Source organism: Nocardioides hankookensis, assembly GCF_042658885.1.
Taxonomy (GTDB): domain Bacteria; phylum Actinomycetota; class Actinomycetes; order Propionibacteriales; family Nocardioidaceae; genus Nocardioides; species Nocardioides hankookensis.
In genome coordinates this window covers 130,982-152,205 of sequence record NZ_JBHSRJ010000004.1, presented here as the reverse complement: position 1 = coordinate 152,205, position 21,224 = coordinate 130,982, and the positions used below count along the sequence as shown (strand labels likewise).

At 73.0% G+C, this 21,224-nt stretch carries 18 protein-coding genes; all 18 read left to right on the top strand.

Annotation, left to right across the window (positions count from 1 at the left end; genetic code table 11):
• Positions 1 to 48: 48 nt before the first annotated feature.
• The 18 genes from ACFPYL_RS07115 to helR all read left to right on the top strand — a co-directional run bounded on the left by ACFPYL_RS07115 (position 49) and on the right by helR (position 21,173).
• Positions 49 to 567 carry a SigE family RNA polymerase sigma factor gene (locus ACFPYL_RS07115; protein WP_379152274.1) on the top strand — a complete coding sequence of 173 codons (519 nt, stop codon included), beginning with the start codon at positions 49 to 51 and terminating at the stop codon, positions 565 to 567.
• Positions 564 to 1,922, top strand: coding sequence for a hypothetical protein (locus ACFPYL_RS07110; RefSeq protein ID WP_379152271.1), 1,359 nt, complete (start codon positions 564 to 566; stop codon positions 1,920 to 1,922). The genes ACFPYL_RS07115 and ACFPYL_RS07110 overlap by 4 nt, the downstream gene beginning before the upstream one ends.
• Before the next feature lie 33 nt (positions 1,923 to 1,955).
• A complete protein-coding gene (locus ACFPYL_RS07105) occupies positions 1,956 to 2,993 on the top strand; it encodes an LLM class F420-dependent oxidoreductase (protein ID WP_379152269.1) in 1,038 nt (345 codons plus the stop codon).
• Positions 2,993 to 4,141 carry an acyl-CoA dehydrogenase family protein gene (locus ACFPYL_RS07100; RefSeq protein ID WP_379152266.1) on the top strand — a complete coding sequence of 383 codons (1,149 nt, stop codon included), beginning with the start codon at positions 2,993 to 2,995 and terminating at the stop codon, positions 4,139 to 4,141. The genes ACFPYL_RS07105 and ACFPYL_RS07100 overlap by 1 nt, the downstream gene beginning before the upstream one ends.
• A 104-nt stretch (positions 4,142 to 4,245) precedes the next feature.
• Positions 4,246 to 6,066, top strand: a complete 1,821-nt coding sequence (locus ACFPYL_RS07095) for an AMP-dependent synthetase/ligase (RefSeq protein ID WP_379152263.1) — start codon at positions 4,246 to 4,248, stop codon at positions 6,064 to 6,066.
• 148 nt (positions 6,067 to 6,214) lie between these two features.
• Entirely contained in the window at positions 6,215 to 7,282 is a 1,068-nt protein-coding gene (locus ACFPYL_RS07090) for an acetamidase/formamidase family protein (RefSeq protein ID WP_379152259.1), read from the top strand.
• Complete coding sequence (locus ACFPYL_RS07085) at positions 7,279 to 8,769, top strand: AtzH-like domain-containing protein (protein WP_379152256.1); 1,491 nt, start codon at positions 7,279 to 7,281, stop codon at positions 8,767 to 8,769. Before ACFPYL_RS07090 ends, ACFPYL_RS07085 begins: the two co-directional genes overlap by 4 nt.
• 82 nt (positions 8,770 to 8,851) lie before the next feature.
• Positions 8,852 to 9,346, top strand: a complete 495-nt coding sequence (gene uraD / locus ACFPYL_RS07080) for a 2-oxo-4-hydroxy-4-carboxy-5-ureidoimidazoline decarboxylase (RefSeq protein ID WP_379152253.1) — start codon at positions 8,852 to 8,854, stop codon at positions 9,344 to 9,346.
• Positions 9,343 to 9,663 (top strand): hydroxyisourate hydrolase, encoded by a 321-nt coding sequence (uraH, locus tag ACFPYL_RS07075; protein WP_379152250.1) that lies wholly within the window; start codon positions 9,343 to 9,345, stop codon positions 9,661 to 9,663. Before uraD ends, uraH begins: the two co-directional genes overlap by 4 nt.
• The gene (gene pucL / locus ACFPYL_RS07070; protein ID WP_379152247.1) at positions 9,663 to 10,514 is read left to right on the top strand and encodes a factor-independent urate hydroxylase; all 852 of its coding nucleotides are present in this window, start codon (positions 9,663 to 9,665) and stop codon (positions 10,512 to 10,514) included. The genes uraH and pucL overlap by 1 nt, the downstream gene beginning before the upstream one ends.
• A complete protein-coding gene (allB, locus tag ACFPYL_RS07065) occupies positions 10,515 to 11,849 on the top strand; it encodes an allantoinase AllB (protein WP_379152244.1) in 1,335 nt (444 codons plus the stop codon).
• Entirely contained in the window at positions 11,846 to 13,054 is a 1,209-nt protein-coding gene (locus ACFPYL_RS07060) for a pyridoxal-phosphate-dependent aminotransferase family protein (protein ID WP_379152242.1), read from the top strand. Before allB ends, ACFPYL_RS07060 begins: the two co-directional genes overlap by 4 nt.
• Positions 13,051 to 14,283, top strand: a complete 1,233-nt coding sequence (locus tag ACFPYL_RS07055) for an allantoate amidohydrolase (protein WP_379152240.1) — start codon at positions 13,051 to 13,053, stop codon at positions 14,281 to 14,283. The genes ACFPYL_RS07060 and ACFPYL_RS07055 overlap by 4 nt, the downstream gene beginning before the upstream one ends.
• Positions 14,280 to 15,092: a MurR/RpiR family transcriptional regulator gene (locus tag ACFPYL_RS07050; protein ID WP_379152236.1), complete on the top strand. Its 813-nt coding sequence runs from the start codon at positions 14,280 to 14,282 to the stop codon at positions 15,090 to 15,092. The genes ACFPYL_RS07055 and ACFPYL_RS07050 overlap by 4 nt, the downstream gene beginning before the upstream one ends.
• Positions 15,092 to 15,853, top strand: coding sequence for an FAD binding domain-containing protein (locus ACFPYL_RS07045; protein WP_379152233.1), 762 nt, complete (start codon positions 15,092 to 15,094; stop codon positions 15,851 to 15,853). The genes ACFPYL_RS07050 and ACFPYL_RS07045 overlap by 1 nt, the downstream gene beginning before the upstream one ends.
• Positions 15,850 to 18,453, top strand: coding sequence for a molybdopterin-dependent oxidoreductase (locus ACFPYL_RS07040; RefSeq protein ID WP_379152230.1), 2,604 nt, complete (start codon positions 15,850 to 15,852; stop codon positions 18,451 to 18,453). Before ACFPYL_RS07045 ends, ACFPYL_RS07040 begins: the two co-directional genes overlap by 4 nt.
• Complete coding sequence (locus tag ACFPYL_RS07035; RefSeq protein ID WP_379152227.1) at positions 18,450 to 18,917, top strand: nucleoside deaminase; 468 nt, start codon at positions 18,450 to 18,452, stop codon at positions 18,915 to 18,917. The genes ACFPYL_RS07040 and ACFPYL_RS07035 overlap by 4 nt, the downstream gene beginning before the upstream one ends.
• Positions 18,918 to 18,992: 75 nt before the next feature.
• Entirely contained in the window at positions 18,993 to 21,173 is a 2,181-nt protein-coding gene (helR, locus tag ACFPYL_RS07030) for an RNA polymerase recycling motor ATPase HelR (protein ID WP_379152224.1), read from the top strand.
• Positions 21,174 to 21,224: the final 51 nt, after the last annotated feature.

The window sequence follows — 21,224 nt, the reverse complement described above, 5'->3', positions numbered from 1 at the left end:
AACCTTTCGGCACCTCCAGCGCGTTCCGGGGCTGGAAGGAGTGTGCGGGTGGACGGGGTTGCGGTGGCCGAGGAGCGGGAGCAGGCGGGGTCGTTCGACGACTTCGTCGCTGCCCGCGGCGACGCGCTCTGGCGCAGCGCCTGGCTGCTGACCGGCGACGCCCACCTCGCGGAGGACCTGGTGCAGACGGCGCTCGCGAAGTCCTACGGCCGCTGGGACCGGATCGCCGACGCGGGCGGCTTCGAGGCGTACGTACGTCGCGCGCTGTTCACGACGTACGTCTCCTGGTGGCGGCGCCGCTGGAACGGCGAGCGCGCGACCGCCGACCTGCCCGAGACGCCGACGACCGCACCGGACCTGGCGCTGCGCCGCGACCTGCTCGCGGCGCTGACCACGCTGAGCCGAGGCCAGCGGGCCGTGGTCGTGCTGCGCTACGTCGAGGACCTCACCGAGCGGGAGACCGCCGCGGTCCTGGGCTGCAGCGTCGGGACCGTCAAGAGCCAGGCCGCCCGGGCGATCGCCGCCCTGCGCTCCTCCCCCGTGCTGCGCGACGAGGAGGACGCATGACCGACGACCGGCTCCGTGACCAGCTCCAGGCACTGGTGCCCCAGCCGCCTCCGGCACCCGGCCGCGCCGCTGCCGCGCGCGACCTGCACCGCAGGCACCGCCGCCGTACGACGGTCTCCGTCGTCGTCGTGGCGGCCGTGGCCGTCGTCGCCCTCGCGGTCGTCCCCACGCTGACCTCCGGCGACCAGCCGGGCGTCACGCACCCTGCCACGCCGACACCGTCCCCCACCCCGACCCCGCCGGAGCCGCAGGCGTTCACCTGCCCGGCTCCCCGGGCGCAGGCCGACACCGAGACCGTGCCCGCCGGCGCGGTGGCGGTGCACCTGTGCCAGGGCACGGGGGCCGGCTTCGACACGCCCTCCGACGCGCTGGTCACCGACGTCGACGAGCTCGCCGACGTCGTCAACCAGCAGACCCCGCAGGCGCCACCGAAGGGCTGCGAGCTGGACCTCGGCATCGGCTACCTGCTCGCCTTCGAGTACGCCGACGGCCGGATCGTCCCGGTCGGCGGCGACCTCTACGGCTGCCACGAGCTGCGGGTCGGCACCAGCACCCGCGCTCACCCCGAGCGCCCGTGGTCGAGGTTCATCGCCCTGCTGCGCGCCCAACGTGCCCAGCGCGCGAGGCTCGCTCCCCAACTTCGCGCCCGCCCCGCGTGCGGCGACCAGCAGTCCGACTCCGGCACCGGGACCTCGCCGGTCGCCCGGCCGGACGAGATGATGGTCGCGACCCTCTGCGTCAGCTACGAGACCGAGACCGACCACGACCCGCAGGGGGTGCCGGTCTCCGCCGACGACCTGGCCGTCCTTCTCGCCGACCGGGCCGACCACCACGAGCCCGTGAGCAACGACGAGTGCCCCGTCGACACGCCCAGCTGGGTGCTGGTCGGCACGACCCGCTGGGGCGACCTGGTCACCGCGGACGGCTGGTGCGGCATCTGGAACGACGGCCGCGGCATCGGCGGCCCGCCCGGGCCCGAGGCCCAGCGTGTGCTCGACCGGCTGGTCAGGCACACCGGCCGACCGGTCCCCGCGGTGGACGCGAGCTCGACGGCGGAGCAGGTGGTCGCGGCGTACGTCGACCTGCTCAACGCGGACCTCCGCGACGAGGCGCTGGCGCTCTGGCACCCGCTCGGCACCCCCGACCTGCCCGTCGGCTACGGCCACGTCGACGCCAAGGTCGAGAGCACCCGGGCGCTGCGCTCCATCTCGGCGTACGACGACGCGACCGCCGTGACCGCGCTCTACCGCGAGGTGCCGCCGGACGGCGCGTACACCGACTACCGGGAGGCGGTCTTCACCCTCGGGCGCGACGACCAGGGGGTGCTCCGGATCGTCCACGTGGCCACACGTTGACCCCGGCACGACCGTGACAGTTATGCTGTCACAATGAAGCTCTCGACCCCCCTCATGTACTCCGGCAACCCCCGCGAGGCCGCCGACCAGGTCGTCGCCCTCGAGAAGGCCGGGCTCGACACCGTCTGGGTCGCGGAGGCCTACGGCTTCGACTCCCCCACGCTGATGGGCTACCTGGCAGCCAAGACCGAGACCATCGAGATCGGCGCCGCCATCCTCAACGTCTTCTCGCGGACGCCGAGCGCCCTGCTGCAGACGGCGGCCGGCCTCGACAACGTGTCGGGCGGCCGCGCGATCATCGGCCTCGGCGCGTCCGGCCCGCAGGTCATCGAGGGCTTCCACGGCCTGCCCTACGACCGTCCGCTCGGCCGCACCCGTGAGGTCATCTCGATCATGCGCCAGGGCCTGCGCCGCGAGCGGCTCGAGCACCAGGGCAAGATCTTCACGCTGCCGCTGCCCGCCGACCAGGGCCTCGGTCTCGGCAAGCCGCTCAAGATCCTCACCCAGGTCGAGCGCAACGTCGTCCCGATCTGGGTCGCCTCCCTCGGCGACAACAACGTCGCGATGACCGCCGAGCTGGCCGACGGCTGGCTGCCGTTCCTCTTCCTGCCCGAGAAGGCCCAGCAGGTCTGGGGCGAGGCCCTCGCGAAGGGCGCGGCCAAGCGCTCCGCAGACCTGGCGCCGCTCGAGATAGCCGCCGGCGGCATGACCGCCATCGGCGAGGGCCCCGAGACCAAGGCGCTGCTCGACTTCATGCGCCCGATGTACGCGCTGTACGTCGGCGGCATGGGCGCCCGCGGCAAGAACTTCTACAACGAGCTCGCGTGCCACTACGGCTACGAGAAGGAGGCCAAGGAGATCCAGGACCTCTACCTCGACGGCAAGAAGAAGGAGGCCGAGGCACTGGTGCCCCTCGAGTGGCTCGAGGCCGGCAACCTGGTCGGCCCCGCGTCGTACGTCCAGGAGCGGATCGCCGCCTTCAAGGAGGCCGGCGTGACCAACCTGCAGATCTCCCCCGTGTCCGACGACCCCGTCGGCACCGTCGCCCAGATCAAGGAGTGGGTCAGCTGATGACCGAGCGTCCCAGCATCTACGAGCAGGAGCACGAGGACTTCCGCACCTCGGTGCGCACCTTCCTGGAGAAGGAGGTCGTCCCCTTCCACGACGAGTGGGAGAAGGACGGCCAGGTCAGCCGCGAGGTCTGGACCAAGGCCGGCGAGGCGGGCCTGCTCTGCTTCGACGTCGAGGAGGAGTACGGCGGCGCCGGGGTCAAGGACTTCCGCTACAACACCGTCGTCGCCGAGGAGATGGCCCGGGTCGGCGCCAGCGGACCCGGCTTCCCGGTGCACAGCGACATCATCGTCCCCTACATCTCCGCGCTGGGGACCGACGAGCAGAAGCAGCGCTGGCTGCCCGGCCTCGTCAGCGGCGAGCTGATCTCCGCGATCGCGATGACCGAGCCGGGCGCTGGCAGCGACCTGCAGGGGATCCGCACGAGCGCCGTCGACAAGGGCGATCACTACGTCCTCAACGGGTCGAAGACCTTCATCAGCAACGGCATCCTCTCCGACATCGTCATCGTGGTCTGCCGCACCGACCCCGACGCCGGCCACAAGGGCATCAGCCTGCTCGTGGTCGAGCGCGGCATGAAGGGCTTCGAGCGCGGCCGCAACCTCGACAAGGTCGGCATGAAGGCCCAGGACACCGCCGAGCTGTTCTTCGACAACGTCGAGGTGCCGAAGGCGAACCTGCTCGGCGAGGAGGGCTCCGGCTTCATCTCGCTGATGATGAACCTCGGCCAGGAGCGCATCTCCATCGCCGCGATGGCGGTCGCCGCGATCGAGCACGTCCTCGACATCTCGCTGACCTACGCCAAGGAGCGCACGGCGTTCGGCAAGCCGATCGGCTCGTTCCAGCACAACCGCTTCGTGCTGGCGGAGATGGCGACGTACGCCCACGTGGCGCGGGTGTTCATCAACGACTGCATCCTCAAGCTCAACGCCGGCGAGGTCGACCCCGCGCTCGCGTCGATGGCGAAGTGGTGGACCACCGAGCTGCAGAAGCAGGTCGTGGACGCCGGCGTCCAGCTGCACGGCGGCTACGGCTACATGATGGAGTACCCCATCGCCAAGGCCTTCACGGACAGCCGGATCCAGACGATCTACGGCGGCACCACCGAGATCCAGAAGGAGATCATCGGGCGCTCGCTCGGCATCTGACGCTCGCGGAACCCCGAGGCGTTTTCGAACGTTCCCTGGCGCCTCGGGGTACGGATCGGGGAGGCTGTGACGCACGCCACCCCGACGTGCACCAGGAGCGACCGATGTCCGACGCCGTGCTCACCGAGCGAACCCGCATCCAGGCCGAGGTCGAGGGGCGCACCCTCGTCGACGCGCTGGCCGACACCGTCGGTCAGTACGGCGACGAGCCGGCGTACTCCGACAAGCACCACGTGCCGGAGGGCGAGTCGTGGCGCACCCTGACCTGGTCCGAGACCCGTGAGCGGGCGCTCGACATGGCCGCGGCGCTGATCGAGATCGGCGTGGCCACGGGCGACACCGTGGCGATCATGGCGAACAACCGGGTGGAGCACTTCCTCGCGGACATGGGCGCGGTGCACGCCGCGGCGACGCCGATGTCGATCTACAACACGCTCTCCCCCGAGCAGGTCGCCTACATCGCGTCGCAGGCGCGGCCGAGCGTGGTCTTCGTGGAGACCGCCGACCACCGGGCCCGGTGGGGCAAGGCGCTCGACGAGGTCGACAGCATCCTGCGCGTCGTGATGATCGACGAGGAGTGGGAGGCCCTGGTGGCCGCGGGTGCGGCGTACCGCGCCGCGAACCCCGGCGCCGTCGAGGCCCGCGCCGCCGAGCTCAGCCCCGAGGCGCCGGCCACGATCCTCTACACGTCGGGCACCACCGGCAACCCGAAGGGCGTCGTGCTGACCCACCACAACGTGCTCTTCGAGACCGTCGGCACCCAGGAGTCCTCCGGGCTGACCGAGCCGCAGGTCGGCGTGAGCTACCTGCCGCTCGCCCACATCGCCGAGCGGGTCCTCGGGCTGTACGGGCCGCAGGTGATCGGCGGGCACGTGCACGCGATCGACGACCCGGCGCAGCTGCTCGCCACGCTCGGCGAGGTGCACCCGACGATGTTCTTCGGCGTCCCGCGGGTCTGGGAGAAGATCAAGACGGGGCTCTCCGCCAAGCTCGCCGCGGACCCCGACAACCGCGAGATGGTCGAGACCGCGATGGCGTCCGCGCTCGCCTGGGTGGAGGCCCAGGAGGTCGGCGGCGTGATGACGCCGGAGATCGAGGCGGCGTACCAGCAGGCCGAGGAGGGCATCCTCGGCTTCCTCAAGCTGCTGCTCGGTCTCGACCAGGTCACCTGGGCCGGCTCGGCCGCGGCGCCGATGCCGCTCGACGTCGCGAAGTTCATGGCCGGGCTCGGCCTCAAGGTCTACGACGTCTACGGCATGACCGAGACCTGTGGCGCCGTCACCGCCAACGGTCCGGGCGGCTTCAAGCTCGGCACCGTCGGCCGCGCCAACCCGGGCATGGAGATCACGCTCGGCGAGGACGGCGAGATCCTGGTGCGCGGCCCGGTCAACACCCCCGGCTACCACCTCCAGGAGGACGCCACCCGCGCGCTGATCGACGACGACGGCTGGCTGCACACCGGCGACATCGGCACCCTCGACGACGATGGCTTCTTCGCGGTCGTCGACCGCAAGAAGGAGCTGATCATCACCTCGGCCGGCAAGAACGTGGCGCCGTCCAACATCGAGAACTTCCTCAAGGAGTCGCCGCTCATCGGCCACGCCATGGCGATCGGCGACAGCCGCCCGTACGTCGTCGCGATCCTCACCCTCGACGGCGAGATCGCGCCGATCATGGCGCAGCAGATGGGGCTCGAGTTCGGCTCGCTCGCCGAGCTGGCCGAGAAGCCCGAGATCCGCGCGATGGTCCAGCAGGCCGTCGACGCCGCCAACGAGCGCCTCTCCCGCCCCGAGCAGGTGAAGTCCTTCGAGCTCCTCGGCGTCGAGTGGACCGCCGAGTCCGAGGAGCTCACCCCGACGCTGAAGCTCAAGCGCCGGGTCGTGAACACCAAGTACTCCGACGTCGTGGACCGCCTGTACAGCTGACGGGTCTCGATACGCTCGCTGGCGCTCGCTACTCGACCAGCGAGGATCTTGTCGTTGGTCGAGTAGGCGTCGTGAGGAACGAACGACGGCGTATCGAGACCCACCGGCGGAACACGCCTGAAACACGCGTTGCCTAGCCTCGCTGCGCATGAGCGACCTGCTGCAGCCCGGGTCGGGGCCGATCTGGGGCGACCGCTACCTGCCGTCGACGGCCGACCACGTGCTCTGGGGCCGGCTGCCGTGCGCGAGCGACGACCCGGTGCTGACGGTCGAGCCGGGGACCGAGGTCACCTTCGACACGGTCAGCCACGAGGGGATCCTCGAGGACCAGGGTCGAGACCCGAAGCGGTTCTTCGGGCAGTACGACGTGGCGGGCGTGCTCGACGACGCGATCGAGATCGCTGCCAGCGAGGTGCCGCACACGTTCGGGGTCGACGGGCCGCACGTGGTCAGCCGGCCGGTGCGCGTCGAGGGCGCGCGACCCGGCGACCTGCTGGCGATGACGGTGGTCGAGACGCTCCCCCGGGTGCCGTACGGCGTGATCTCCAACCGGCACGGCAAGGGGGCGCTGCCCGGGGAGTACCCGCTCGAGGGCGACGTCTTCAGCGCCTTCGCCACCGTCGACGACAGCGGCACCCACGGCCGGCTGCCGCTGCAGCCCGGAGCCGGGCCGACGGTCGAGTTCCCGCTCGCGCCGTTCCTCGGGATCATGGGCGTCGCCGTCTCCGACGGCGAGCGCCCGCACTCGGTGCCGCCCGGTGCTCATGGCGGCAACATCGACATCAACCTCCTCACCGTCGGCGCGACGCTCTACCTGCCGGTGCAGGTCGACGGCGCGCTGGCCTACGTCGGCGACCCCCACTTCGCCCAGGGCGACGGCGAGGTGTCGCTGACCGCGATGGAGGCCTCGCTGCGGGCGACGGTCCGTCTCGACGTGGTGCCGCACGAGAGCGCCGTACGCCGCTTCGGAGAGCTGGCCGGCCCGCTCGCGGAGACCTCGGAGTTCCTGGTCCCGACCGGCATGGACGAGGACCTCGACGTCGCGGTGCAGAACTGCGTGCGGGCCGCGATCGCCCTGCTCAGCAGCCGCTGGGGCATGGACCCGCGCCTGGCCTACGCCTACCTCTCGGCGGCCACCGACTTCAACATCTCCCAGGTCGTCGACGTCGTGAAGGGCGTGCACGCACGCATCCGCACGGCAGACTTCCCTGCATGACCCCTGTGCCTGCAGGACTCGTCGAGGCGTTCTGGGAGTACGAGCGCGCCCTGATGGCCGACGACGTCCCGACACTGGACCGGCTGTTCGCCGACGGCCCGACCACGCTGCGCGGCGACGCCCACGGCCTGCTCGTCGGCCACGACCAGATCAGCGCCTTCCGCAGCAGCCGCGGCGGCGCACCGCAGCGCCGGATCGTGCAGACCCACGTGCAGGCCGTCGACGACGACCACGCGCTCGTCATCGCGGTCACCGAGCTCGCCCGCGGCGGGCGCGGCCAGCAGACCCAGATGTGGGTGCGCACCGACGAGGGCTGGCAGGTCACGGCCGCCCACGTCTCGGTGCCGGCGCCGGCGCTCGACACCCGGATCTGGCGGGTCGTCGGTGACCCGCTCGTGCCGCCGCTCGGCAGCGGCCCGCTCGACGGCGAGAGCGTCGCCGTCAAGGACCTGTACGCCGTGCAGGGCCACCGCGTCGGCGCCGGCAACCCGGCCTGGCTGGCCGAGGCCCGCGTCGAGCCGGTGCACGCCCGGGCAGTCGAGCTGCTGCTCGAGGCCGGCGCGTCGGTGCGCGGGATCGCCCGCACCGACGAGTTCGCCTACTCCCTGGCCGGCACCAACGCTCACTACGGCACGCCCCCGAACCCGAAGGCCCCGTTGCGGATCTCCGGCGGCTCGACGTCCGGCTCGAGCAGCGCGGTGTCGCTCGGCCAGGCGAGCATCGGGCTCGGCACCGACACCGGTGGCTCGATCCGGGTGCCGGCGGCGTACCAGGGGCTCTTCGGCATCCGCACGACGCACGGCGCGGCCTCGACGTACGCCCTGCTTCCGCTCTCCCGGTCCTTCGACGCCGTCGGCTGGGTGACCCGGAGCGCCGAGCTGCTCCAGCAGGTCGCGGAGGTCGTGCTGCCGCCGACTCCGCGCAACCCGGCCAGCGACCTGGTCAGCGTTCCCGGCCTCCTGTCCATCGCCAGCGACGAGGTCGCGACGGTCGTCGACAGGTACGCCGCCGAGCACGGCGCGATGCGGGAGTCGTGGGACCTGAGTGAGCTGCCGGGCTGGCTCTCCGCGTTCCAGACCCTCCAGGCCTGGGAGGCCTGGCAGGAGCGCGGCGCCTGGGTGGCGCCGCGGCTCGACGAGCTCGGCGCCGACGTGCGCAGCCGCTTCGAGGCGGCGGCGCTGATCGACGACGACCGCGCGGCGGCCGCGCGCACCGTGGTCGACGCGGCCCGGGCGCGGATCCGCGAGCTGGTCGGCGACCGCGTGCTGGTGCTCCCGTCGGCGGCCACGGTCGCGCCGCTGGTCGGCGCCGGCCTGGACGCCGTACGCGCCGCGAACATGTCGCTCACCTGCCTCGCCGGGCTCGGCGGGCTGCCCGCCGTCAGCGTCCCGCGCAGCACGCCGCAGGGGCTGCCGGTCGGGGTCTGCCTGGTCGCCGGGCCCGGCCGCGACCGAGATCTGCTCCAGCTGGCCATCGACCTGGACTGACCCGGAGAAGTAACGTCTCTGAAACGGTTGTTTCGGTCCGGCTTTACATCGGATCCCTAGTGTCACGGCCGGAGGAGGAACGTTGCTGCTGGAGGAGTTCAACTCGATGCCGGCCACGGAGGCCGGTGACGCGGTGCGCCCGTGCGTCGACATCGACGCCTGGGTGGCCGGCGTCGTCGACGGCCGCCCGTACGCCGGGCTCGCGGACCTGCTCGGCCAGGCGGACGCCCTCGCGCGGACCTGGACACCGGCGCAGGTCGAGCAGGCGCTCGCCGACCACCCGCGGATCGGCGAGCGGCACGCCGGCTCCGGCACCAGCGCACAGATGTCCGGCAGCGAGCAGGCGGGGGTGGACCCGCACGACGCCGACGTCCAGCGCCGGCTGGCCGAGGGCAACGCGGCGTACGAGGAGCGGTTCGACCGGATCTACCTGGTCCGCGCGGCGGGGCGCAGCGCCGAGGAGATCCTGGCGCTGCTCGAGGAGCGGCTGGCCAACGACCCGGACACCGAGCTCGCCGTCACCGCAGGCCAGCTGCGCGAGATCGCCCTGCTCCGCCTGGAAGGACTCGTCTCATGAGCACCCTCTCGACCCACGTCCTGGACTCGACGTACGGCGTGCCCGCGGTCGGCATGCGCGTCACGGTGTCCGACGCTGACGGCACCGACCTGGCCACCACGACCACCGACGTAGACGGCCGGGTCCGCTTCGACCTCGACCTCGACCTGGGGCTCTACCTGATCGGCTTCGAGACGGGCGTCTGGTTCGCCGAGCACGAGCGGGACACGTTCTTCCCCGCCGTGGCGCTCACGTTCGAGGTCGACACCAGCGACGACCACTTCCACGTGGCACTGCTGCTCAGCCCGTACTCGTACACCACCTACCGGGGGTCCTGATGGCCTATGCACTGACCGACCTCCAGCACGGCAAGGCGGAGGTGCGGGTCGTCAAGGTCGACCGCGGCAGCGACGACCACGTGCTGCACGACCTCAACGTCACGACCCAGCTGCGCGGCGACTTCGCGACGGCGTACACAGACGGCGACAACGCCCACGTGCACGCCACCGACACCCAGAAGAACACCGTCTACGCGCTGGCCCGCGAGCACGGCGTGACCTCGCCCGAGGACTTCCTGCTCGTCCTGGCCGGGCACTGGCGGGCCCAGCCGTGGGTGACCGGGACCTGGCTGAGCGCCGAGCAGTACTCCTGGCACCGACTGCCCGCCAACGGGCACTCCTTCGTCCGCAGCGGGCAGGAGACCCGGACGGCGCTCGTCGAGACCGACGGCGAGCAGACGATGGTGAGCGCCGGCCTCACCGACCTGGTGGTGCTCAAGTCGACGGGCAGCGAGTTCCACGGCTTCCCGCGAGACCGCTACACGACCCTGGCCGAGACCGACGACCGGGTCCTGGCCACCAGCGTGAGCGCGACGTGGCGCTACGCCGGCGAGCCGGACTCGTACGACGCGGCGTACGACGCCGTCCGGGCCGCGATGCTCGACGCCTTCGCCTCGACCCACAGCCTCGCCCTCCAACAGACCATCCACGCCATGGGCGTCGCCGCGCTCGATGCCGTCTCGGAGGCCGGCAGCATCCACATCAGCTGCCCCAACAAGCACCACTTCCTCGTCGACCTCGAGCCGTTCGGGCTCGACAACCCCGGCGAGGTCTTCTACGCGGCGGACCGGCCCTACGGGCTGATCGAGGCGACCGTCCTGCGAGAGACCGCGCTCCGAGAGGAGGGCTGAGTGCGCATCGACGCCCTGCAGGCCGAGCGCGTGCTCGTCGACGGGGAGCTGACGGCGGCCACGGTCGTGGTCCAGCACGGCCGGATCGCCTCGATCGAGGCGCTCGACCACCCCGTCGACGGGGTGGTGCTGCGCGTGCCGGACACGGCGTACGTCGTCCCCGGCGTGGTCGACACGCACGTGCACATCAACGAGCCCGGTCGCACCGAGTGGGAGGGCTTCGTCTCGGCCACCGAGGCCGCCGCGCTCGGCGGCGCGACGACGCTGGTCGACATGCCGCTCAACTCGATCCCGCCGACCACGACCGTCGAGCACCTGCGGCTCAAGCAGGAGGCGGCCGCCGACGAGCTGATGGTCGACGTGGGCTTCTGGGGCGGTGCGGTGCCGGGCAACGTCGCCGACCTCGAGCCGCTGTGGGAGGCCGGTGTCTTCGGCTTCAAGTGCTTCCTGGCGCCGAGCGGCGTGGACGAGTTCCCGCCGCTCGACCCCGACCAGTTCCACGACGCGCTGCGCGAGGTCGCGCGCTTCGACGGGCTGATGATCGTGCACGCCGAGGACGCCCAGGTGCTCGACGTCGCGCCCTCGGAGCCCAGCCGCGCCTACCGCGACTTCCTGCACTCCCGGCCCGACGCGGCGGAGCTGACCGCGATCGCGCGGGTCCTCGACGGGGCCCGCGAGACCGGCGCGCGGGTGCACGTCCTGCACCTCTCCAGCGCGCGCGCCCTGGACGCGATCGCGGACGCGAAGGCGGAGGGGCTGCGGGTCACGGTCGAGACCTGCCCGCACTACCTGTGCTTCGCGGCCGAGACCATCCCCGACGGATCCTCGCAGTTCAAGTGCTGCCCGCCGATCCGCGACGCGGGCAACCGCGAGGAGCTCTGGCAGGGCCTGCGGTCCGGGATCATCGACATGGTCGTCAGCGACCACTCACCCTCGACCGCCGAGGAGAAGGGGCGCGGCGGCGGCGACCTCCAGCAGGCCTGGGGCGGCGTGTCCGGGCTCCAGGTCGGCTTCAGCGCGGTGGCCCACGAGGCGCGGCGCCGCGGCATCGGCCTCGAGCACGTCAGCCGCTGGATGTCGCGCAACACCTCGGACCTGGTCGGCCTGACGACCAAGGGCCGGATCGAGGTCGGCGCCGATGCCGACCTCGCCGTCTACGACACCGGCGTCGAGTTCCGCATCGAGGCCACCCGGCTCGCGCACCGCAACCCGATCTCGGCGTACGACGGGATCACCTACGGCGGCCGCGTCACGCGGTCGGTCGTGCGCGGCAACGCCATCGACGTCGACCGCCCCGACCACCGGTGGGGCCAGCAGCTGAGGAGGCCCTCGTGACGAGCCGCGTGATCGGTCCCATCGACCCGCCCCCGCGGCTGCTGATGGGCCCCGGGCCGATCAATGCCGACCCGCGCGTGCTGCGGGCGATGTCGGCGCAGCTGGTCGGGCAGTACGACCCGTGGATGACCGCCACCATGAACGAGACGATGGCGCTCTACCGCGACGTCTTCCGCACCGCGAACGAGCAGACGTTCCTCGTCGACGGCACCTCGCGCGCCGGCATCGAGGCCGCGCTGGTGTCGCTGCTCGAGCCCGGCGACCGGGTGCTGGTGCCGGTCTTCGGCCGGTTCGGCCACCTGCTCACCGAGATCGCCGAGCGCTGCCGCGCCGAGGTGCACACCATCGAGGTGCCGTGGGGCGAGGTCTTCGAGCCGCAGCAGGTCGAGGACGCCGTACGCCGCGTGCAGCCGAAGGTCCTCGCCGTCGTCCAGGGCGACACGTCCACGACGATGTGCCAACCACTCGCCGACCTCGGAGAGATCTGCCGGCGCCACGACGTGCTGCTCTACTGCGACGCCACCGCGTCGCTCGGCGGCAACGCGTTCGAGGCGGACGCCTGGGGGCTCGACGTCGTCACCGCCGGGCTCCAGAAGTGCCTCGGCGGCCCGTCGGGCAGCGCGCCGATCACGATCTCCGACCGCGCCGCCGCCGTCATCGACGGACGCAAGCACGTGGAGGCCGGGATCCGGGCGGACGACGAGACCGACGCCCCCGGCGAGCGGATCGCGAGCAACTACCTCGACCTCGCGCAGGTCATGGACTACTGGGGCCCGCGCCGGCTCAACCACCACACCGAGGCGACCACGATGCTGTACGGCGCCCGCGAGTGCGCCCGGCTGCTCGTCGAGGAGGGGCTGGACGCCGCCGTCGAGCGCCATGCGCTGCACGGGCTCGCGATGCTGGAAGGCGTGCGTGGACTGGGTCTTGGCGTCTTCGGCGACGTCGCTCACAAGATGCACAACGTCGTCGCGGTCGAGATCCCGGACGGCATGGACGGTGACGCGGCCCGCGCCACCCTGCTGGCGGACTTCGGCATCGAGATCGGCACGTCGTTCGGTCCGCTGCACGGCAAGGTCTGGCGGATCGGGACGATGGGCTACAACGCCCGCACCGACGCCGTGCTGACCACCCTCGCGGCGCTCGAGCAGGTGCTGCGCACGACGGGCGGCGTGGCCGCCGCGCAGGAGGTGTACGCGTCGTGACGACCGCACGCGAGGTGCTCGACCGGTGCGCCGAGCTGGACCGCTTCACCGCCACCCCGCCGCAGCTGGAGCGGGTCTACCTGTCCCGCGAGCACGCCAGCGCGAATGCCGTCGCCGGGCGCTGGATGGAGGAGGCCGGGCTGCGCACCTGGCAGGACGCCGCCGGCAACCAGTGCGGCCGCCGCGAGGGCTCGACGCCCGGCCTGCCGGCACTGCTCGTCGGCTCCCACCTCGACACGGTGCCCGACGCCGGCTCGTACGACGGGATGCTCGGTGTCGTGATGGCGATCGCCGTCGCCCAGCGCCTGCGCGACCGCGAGCTGCCCTTCGCCCTCGAGGTCATCGGCTTCAGCGACGAGGAGGGCACCCGCTTCGGCAAGGCGCTGCTCGGCAGCCAGGCGCTGGCCGGCGTCTGGGAGGAGGACTGGTGGGACCTGCGCGACCGCGACGGCGTCACGCTGCACCAGGCGTTCCTGGACTTCGGGCTCGACCCGCGCCGGGTCGGTGATGCGGCGCGCCGGCCCGACGAGCTGGTCGGCTACCTCGAGGCGCACATCGAGCAGGGCCCCTACCTCGAGGCCGAGGACCGGTCCCTCGGCTACGTCACCACGATCGCCGGGGCGCGGCGGTTCCGCCTCTCGTTCATCGGGGAGGCGCGGCACGCGGGCGGTACGCCGTACCCCCGTCGGCGCGACGCGCTGGTCGGCGCCAGCGAGGCGATCGTCCTCATCGAGCAGCGCGCCCGGGCGTCGGAGTGCATCGCGACCGTCGGGCGGATCGAGGTCCAGCCCGGCGCGATCAACGTGATCCCCGGCCGCGCCGACCTCAGCCTCGACCTGCGGGCCGCGACCGATCCCGAGCGCGACGCGATGTGGGAGAGCCTGCGCGCCGAGATCGAGGAGTCGTGCGCGCGGCGGGGGCTGCGGCTCGAGGTCCGCGAGACCCACCACGCGCCGGCGATGCCCTGCGCCCCCTGGCTCCAGGAGGCCGTCATGGCGGGCATCCGCAGCACCGGCGACGACGACCCGGTCGGGCTGTGGAGCCGGGCCGGGCACGACGCGATGGCGGTCGGGCTCACCACCGACGTCGGGATGCTCTTCCTGCGCTGCCACGACGGCATCAGCCACCACCCCGAGGAGGACGTCCGCGAGCTCGACGTCACCGCCGGGCTGGACGCGCTGGAGCGGGCGGTCCTGGAGGTCGCGGCCCGGATCGGAGCACGCGCATGAGTGAGCGCATCGACGAGCGGATCACGCAGCGGTACGCCGTCCTCTCGCCGCAGGAGCGGCGGGCGGCCGAGACGCTGATGGAGCACCTCGACGACCTGGCGACCTACCGGTCCGCGGAGCTCGCCGACCTGGCCGGCGTCTCGAAGGCAACCATGAGCCGGCTCTTCCGCAGCCTCGGCTTCACCGACTTCGACGAGGTGCGCGACCACCTGCGTGCCCTGCGCACGGCGGGCGAGCCGCGGCGCCTCGACGGTGCGTCGACGGTGCTCGACCACCTCGCGCACGAGCAGGAGTCGCTGCGGCACGCGCTGGAGAGCCCGGCGCTCGGCGACGTGGTCGCCCTGCTCGCCGGCGCCCGGCGGGTGCTGGTCGTCGGGTGGCGCAACAGCCACCCGGTGGCGCTGCACCTGCGCCAGCAGCTCGCCCACGCCCGAGGGGACGTGCGGCTCGCTCCCCTGCCGGGCCAGGTGCTCGGCGAGGAGCTGGCCGACCTCGGCGCGGACGACGCCGTGGTGGTCGTCGGCTTCCGGCGCCGGCCCGCGGACTTCGGCGGGTTCCTGGAGGAGGCCGGGCGCTCGGGTGCCACGGTCGTGCTGGTCGCCGACCCGACCGCGCGCCGGCACGCAGCCGCTGCGACGTACTGGCTGGAGTGCCCGGTCAACAGCACCCTGGCCTTCGACAGCTACGCGGCGGCGATGAGCCTCGTCAGCGTGGTCGCCGACGGCGTGCTGTCGACGCTCGGCCGGCCCGCTCGCGACCGGGTCGCCGAGATCAGCGCGTCCTACGGCCGGCTCGCCGAGGTCGAGTGATGGACCTGGTCACCGTCACCAGCCACCGGCTGGCGCGTGGGCGCGACGACCTGACGCTCGCCACGGGCGAGACGCTCCTCGCCGGCGGCACCTGGCTCTTCTCGGAGCCGCAGCCGGAGGTCAGCGGGCTGGTCGACCTGACGACGCTCGGGTGGCCGGACTGGGAGGAGCTTCCGGGCGTCCTCCGGATCGGCGCCACGTGCACCATCGAGCGGGTGCTCGGTGCCCCCTGGGGACCGGCCGCCTCGCTGGTGTCGGCCGCCGCCGACTCGTTCCTGATGTCGTGGAAGGTGCAGCACCTCGCCACCGTCGGCGGCAACCTCGCCCTCGCCCTGCCCGCAGGCGCGATGGTCTCGCTCACCGCCGGGCTGGGAGCGTCCGTGGAGGTCTGGACCCCCGACGGCGGCTCGCGCGTGCAGCCGGTCGCCGACCTCGTGACCGGCGCCGGCACCACCACGCTGCTGCCCGGCGAGGTGATCCGCGCGGTCGACGTACCCCTGACCGCCCTGTCGCAGCCGCTCGCGTTCCGGCGTACGGCGCTCACCCGGCTCGGGCGGGCCGCCGCCGTCGTCGTCGGCTGCGGCCGCACCGTCACCCTGACCGCGTCCACCACGCGGCCGGTCGTGCTCGACGTCGACGACCTCGACGCCGGGCTGGCCTCGGTCAACTGCTGGTTCGACGACCCGCACGGGCCCGCCGACTGGCGCGCCCACGTCACCGGCGTGCTGGCCCGCGAGGTGCGCGAGGAGCTCGCGGCATGAAGGTCAACGGGGAGCCGGTCGGCACGACCCCCGCGCCCGGCCAGTGCCTGCGCACCTTCCTGCGCGACGCCGGCCGGCTGGACGTCAAGAAGGGCTGCGACTCCGGCGACTGCGGCGCCTGCACGGTGCACGTCGACGGTGCGCCCGTGCACTCCTGCCTCTACCCGGCAGCCCGGGCCGTCGAGCACGACGTCACCACACTGGCCGGGCTCGGCACTGCCGAGGACCCGCACCCGGTGCAGCGGGCGTTCGCCGACGCGGCCGGCTTCCAGTGCGGCTTCTGCACGGCGGGCTTCGTGATGACCGCGGCCGGTGCGCCCGAGGGTGCTCGCCACGGGGCAGCGCTGGAGCGCTGCTTCAAGGGCAACCTGTGCCGCTGCACCGGCTACCGCTCGATCCGCGACGCGCTGGCGGGTCGCACCAACGTCGGCCCGACGACGGCCGACGGGGCGGCGTTCGGCGCCTCGCTCGGCGCCCCGGCGGCGCAGCGCGTCGTCACCGGCGCCGAGGCCTACACGCTCGACCTGCCCGCCACCGGCGTGCTGCACACGGCGCTGGTGCAGAGCCCGCACGCCCACGCCCGGATCACCCGCATCGACACCAGCCGGGCGGAGGCGGCCCCCGGCGTACGCCTCGTCCTCACGCACCTCGACGTCCCCGACGTCCTCTACTCGACCGCTCGCCACGAGAGCCGGCTCGACGACCCCGACGACACGCGGATGCTCGACGACGTCGTCCGCTTCCGCGGCCAGCGGGTCGCGGCCGTCGTCGCCACCTCGGTGCGCGAGGCGCAGCTGGCGGCGGCGCTGGTCGAGATCGAGTACGACGTGCTGCCCGCCGTCTTCGACCCGGAGGCCGCCCGGGCCGCCGGCGCGCCGCTCCTGCACGACGACAAGGGCCCCGAGTCCCGGATCGCCGAGACCGGCCGCAACGTCGTGGCCCAGACGCACGGCGAGGTCGGCGACGTCACGGCCGGCCTCGCCCGCGCCGCCGCGACGGTGAGCGGCACCTGGCGCACCGCGCGCGTCACGCACGCCGCGCTGGAGACGCACGGCGCCCGCGGGTGGCTGGACGAGGACGGCCGCCTCGTCGTCCGCAGCAGCACGCAGGTGCCGTTCCTGGTGCGGGCCGAGCTCGCCCATGTCCTCGGCCTCGACGAGGACCGGGTGCGCGTGGTCGCGGGCCGGGTCGGCGGTGGCTTCGGGGGCAAGCAGGAGATGCTCGTCGAGGACCTGGTCGCCCTCGCCGTCCTCCGCCTCCGGCAGCCCGTCCAGCTCGAGCTCACCCGCGAGCAGCAGTTCACCCTGGCGCCGTGCCGGCACCCGATGCGGGTGTCGGTGACCGCGGGCGCCGACGCCGAGGGTGTGCTGACGGCGCTGGTCGTCGACGTGCTCAGCGACGCCGGCGCCTACGGCAACCACTCGGTCGGCGTGCTCTTCCACGGCTGCCACGAGTCGGTCGCGCTCTACCGCTGCGCCAACAAGCGGGTCGACGCCGAGGCCGTCTACACCAACAACCTGCCCTCGGGTGCGTTCCGCGGCTACGGCCTCGGCCAGGTCATCTTCGGCATCGAGTCTGCGCTCGACGAGCTGGCCCGTGAGCTCGGCCTCTCCCCCGTCGAGCTGCGCCGCCGCAACGTCGTCCGCCCCGGCGACGACTTCATCGTCAACGACGCGCCCGACGTCGACCTGGTGTTCGGCAGCTACGGCCTCGACCAGTGCCTCGACCTGGTCGAGGAGGCGCTGGCCACCGGCGGCGAGCAGGCGCCGGAGGGCTGGGCCGTCGGCGAGGGCACGGCGGCCTCGATGATCGCCACCATCCCGCCGCGCGGCCACCACAGCGAGGCGACCGTGGCGATCGACGTCGACGGCACCGTCACGGTCGGGGTCGGCAGCGCCGAGTTCGGCAACGGCTCCGCCACCGTGCACGTCCAGCTGGTCGCAGAGGAGCTCGGGATCGACCCGGTCCGGATCCGGCTGCACTCCTCCGACACCGATGCGGCGGCGTACGACACCGGCGCCTTCGGCTCCACCGGCTCGGTGGTCGCCGGGATGGCGGTGACCCGGGCCGCCCGCGCGCTGCGCGCCGCCCTCGACGCCGGGGAGACCCCACCGTTGAGCCGCTCCGGCCACCACTCCGGCACGCCCCGCTCGGTCGCGTTCAACGTGCACGGTGTCCGGGTCGCCGTCGACCGGGTCACCGGCGAGCTCCGGGTGCTGCGCTCCGTGCACGCCGTCGACGCGGGCCGGGTGATCAACCCCGAGCAGCTGCGCGGGCAGGTCGAGGGCGGCGTCGCCCAGGCCCTCGGCAGCGCGCTCCAGGAGGAGATGGTCGTCCGCGACGGCGAGGTCGTGACGCGGGCGTTCCGCCACTACCGGGTGCCGCAGGTCGCGGACGTCCCGCCGACCGAGGTGCTCTTCGCCGACACGTACGACGAGCTCGGTCCGCGCGGCGCGAAGTCGATGAGCGAGGCGCCGTACAACCCGGTCGCGCCGGCGATCGCGAACGCCGTGCGCGACGCCCTGGGCGTCCGCCCCCACGAGCTGCCGATGAGCCGCGACCGGCTCTGGCGACTGGCCACGACACAGGAGACCCCATGACCGACGAGACCTGGCTCGCCCACGCCCTCGAGCTCGCCGTGGCCAACGTCGCCGAGGGCGGCGGGCCGTTCGGCGCGGTGATCGTCCGCGACGGCGCCCTGCTCGCGACGGGGCAGAACAGGGTGACCCGCGACAACGACCCCACGGCGCACGCCGAGGTGCTTGCGATCCGTGCCGCCTGCGCCGACCTCGGCGACTTCTCGCTGGCCGGCTGCGTGCTCTACACGTCCTGCGAGCCCTGCCCGCTGTGCGTCTCCGCCGCGCTCTGGGCCCGGCTCGACCGGGTCGTGTACGCCGCGGACCGCGACGACGCGGCGCGCGGCGGCTTCGACGACCGCGAGTTCTACGAGCTCTTCGCGCGCGACCGGACGACTTGGCCGACGCTGGTCCACGGCAACCGGCACGCGGACTCGTTCGCGCCGTTCGAGGCCTGGCTCAGCAAGGGAGACCGGGTCGAGTACTGACCCCCTCCACTTCCAACGTATAGCCGACCCCCGGGCTTGCGGCAAGGCCCCCACCAGCCCCCAGAATCTCCTGTCGTGACCAGCGCCTTCGCCCTGCCCGACGACCTCGCCGCCAAGGCCGACCCCCGGTTGATCGCCGCGGACGAGGAGCACTTCGCGGCCATCGCGGACTCGCTCGCGCGGTCGATCGCGGACCTCTCCGAGCGCCTCGACACCGCCCGCCGCGACCCCGGTGCACCCGAGGGCGCCCGCGACGGCGAGGCCGGCGGGGCCGGGCAGGTCGCCCTGGACCGGGACCAGGAGGTGCACCGGCTGACGGCCCGCCTGCGCACCCTGCGCCGCTTCGGGCTCGACCTCTGCCTCGGGCACATGGTCGGCGAGGACGGCGAGGCCGTGTACGTCGGTCGCCTCGGGCTCACCGACAGCACCGGTGGCCGGCTCCTGGTCGACTGGCGCTCGCCCGTCGCCGAGCCGTTCTTCGGCGCCACCCACGCGCACCCGATGGGGCTCGCGAGCCGGCGCCGCTACCGCTGGACCGCCGGCCGGATCAGCGACTACTGGGACGAGGTGTTCACCGACGCCGGCCTGGACGGCCACGCCGCCGCGCTCGACGACCAGTCGGCGTTCATCGCCAGCCTCGGCGGCAGCCGCTCGTCGCGGATGCGGGACGTGCTCGGCACCATCCAGTCCGACCAGGACGCCATCATCCGCGCGGGTTCCCGCGGCGCGCTCGTGGTCGACGGCGGCCCCGGCACCGGCAAGACCGTCGTCGCGCTGCACCGCACGGCGTACCTCCTCTACGCCGACCCGCGCCTGGGCCACCGCCGCGGCGGCGTGCTCTTCGTCGGGCCGCACCAGCCCTACCTCTCCTACGTCGGCGACGTGCTGCCCAGCCTCGGCGAGGAGGGCGTGCAGACCTGCACCCTGCGCGACCTCGTCCCCGTCCCCGGCGCCTTCCCGCCGGAGGCCGACCCGCACGTCGCCCGTCTCAAGGCGACGACCGCCATGGTCGGCGCCATCGAGCCGGCGGTCGGGCTCTACGAGGAACCGCCGACCGAGGGCATGGAGATCGAGACGGCGTACGCCGACCTCTGGCTCAGCGCCGACGACTGGCGCGACGCCTTCGACTCCGTCGCCGGCAGCCCGCACAACGAGGCCCGCGACGACATCTGGGAGGAGCTGGTCACGATCCTCCTCGAGAAGTACGACGACCTCGACGGCGCCGACGCCACCCACGACCAGGTCCGTCGTGCCCTCAACCAGCACGTCGGGCTGCGCTCGACGCTGACGAAGGCGTGGCCGCTGCTCGAGCCGACCGACGTGGTCGGCGACCTGTGGGACGTGCCGGCCTACCTGCGCAGGTGCGCGCCCTGGCTCGAGCCCGACGAGGTGCGCACCCTCCAGCGCGACGACCCCCAGGCCTGGACGGTCTCGGACCTGCCGTTGCTCGACGCTGCCCGCCGCAGGCTCGGGGACCCGGAGACGTCGCGGATCCGGCGCGAGCGCGCGGCCGACATCGCCGCGCAGCGCGAGCAGATGGCCGACGTCGTCGACCACCTCATCGCCGCGGACGACGACGGCGGCATCGTCACGAGCCTGCGCCAGGAGGGGTTGCGCGACGCGCTCGTCGACGAGAGCGGCCTGCGCACGGTCGAGTCCGAGCCGCTCGACGGACCGTTCGCGCACGTCGTCGTCGACGAGGCCCAGGAGCTGACCGACGCCGAGTGGCGGATGCTGCTGGCGCGTTGCCCCTCGCGCAGCCTCACCATCGTCGGCGACCGCGCGCAGGCCCGGCGCGGCTTCACCGAGTCCTGGCAGGAACGGCTCCAGCGGGTCGGCCTCGACCAGGTCGAGATCGCGTCGCTGAGCATCAACTACCGCACGCCGGAGGAGGTGATGGCCGAGGCGGAGCCGGTCATCCGGGCCGCGCTCCCCGACGCCAACGTGCCGACGTCGATCCGCAGCAGCGGGCTCCCGGTCGTCCACGGCGCGGCCGGTGACCTCGACCGGGTCCTCGGGTCCTGGCTGGACGACAACGCGGACGGGATCGCGTGCGTCATCAGCGCCGACGGTACGGCGACGCCGACGACGGTCCGGGTGCGTGCACTGACGCCCGTGCTGTCGAAGGGCCTCGAGTTCGACCTCGTCGTGCTGATCGACCCCGGGTCGTTCGGCACCGGCATCGAGGGCGTCGTCGACCACTACGTGGCGATGACGCGGGCGACGCAGCAGCTGGTGGTCCTGACCACCACCTGACGACAACGGACTTTTCCTCGGGGAGCGGCGCTGAAACGAGCGTTTTAACGC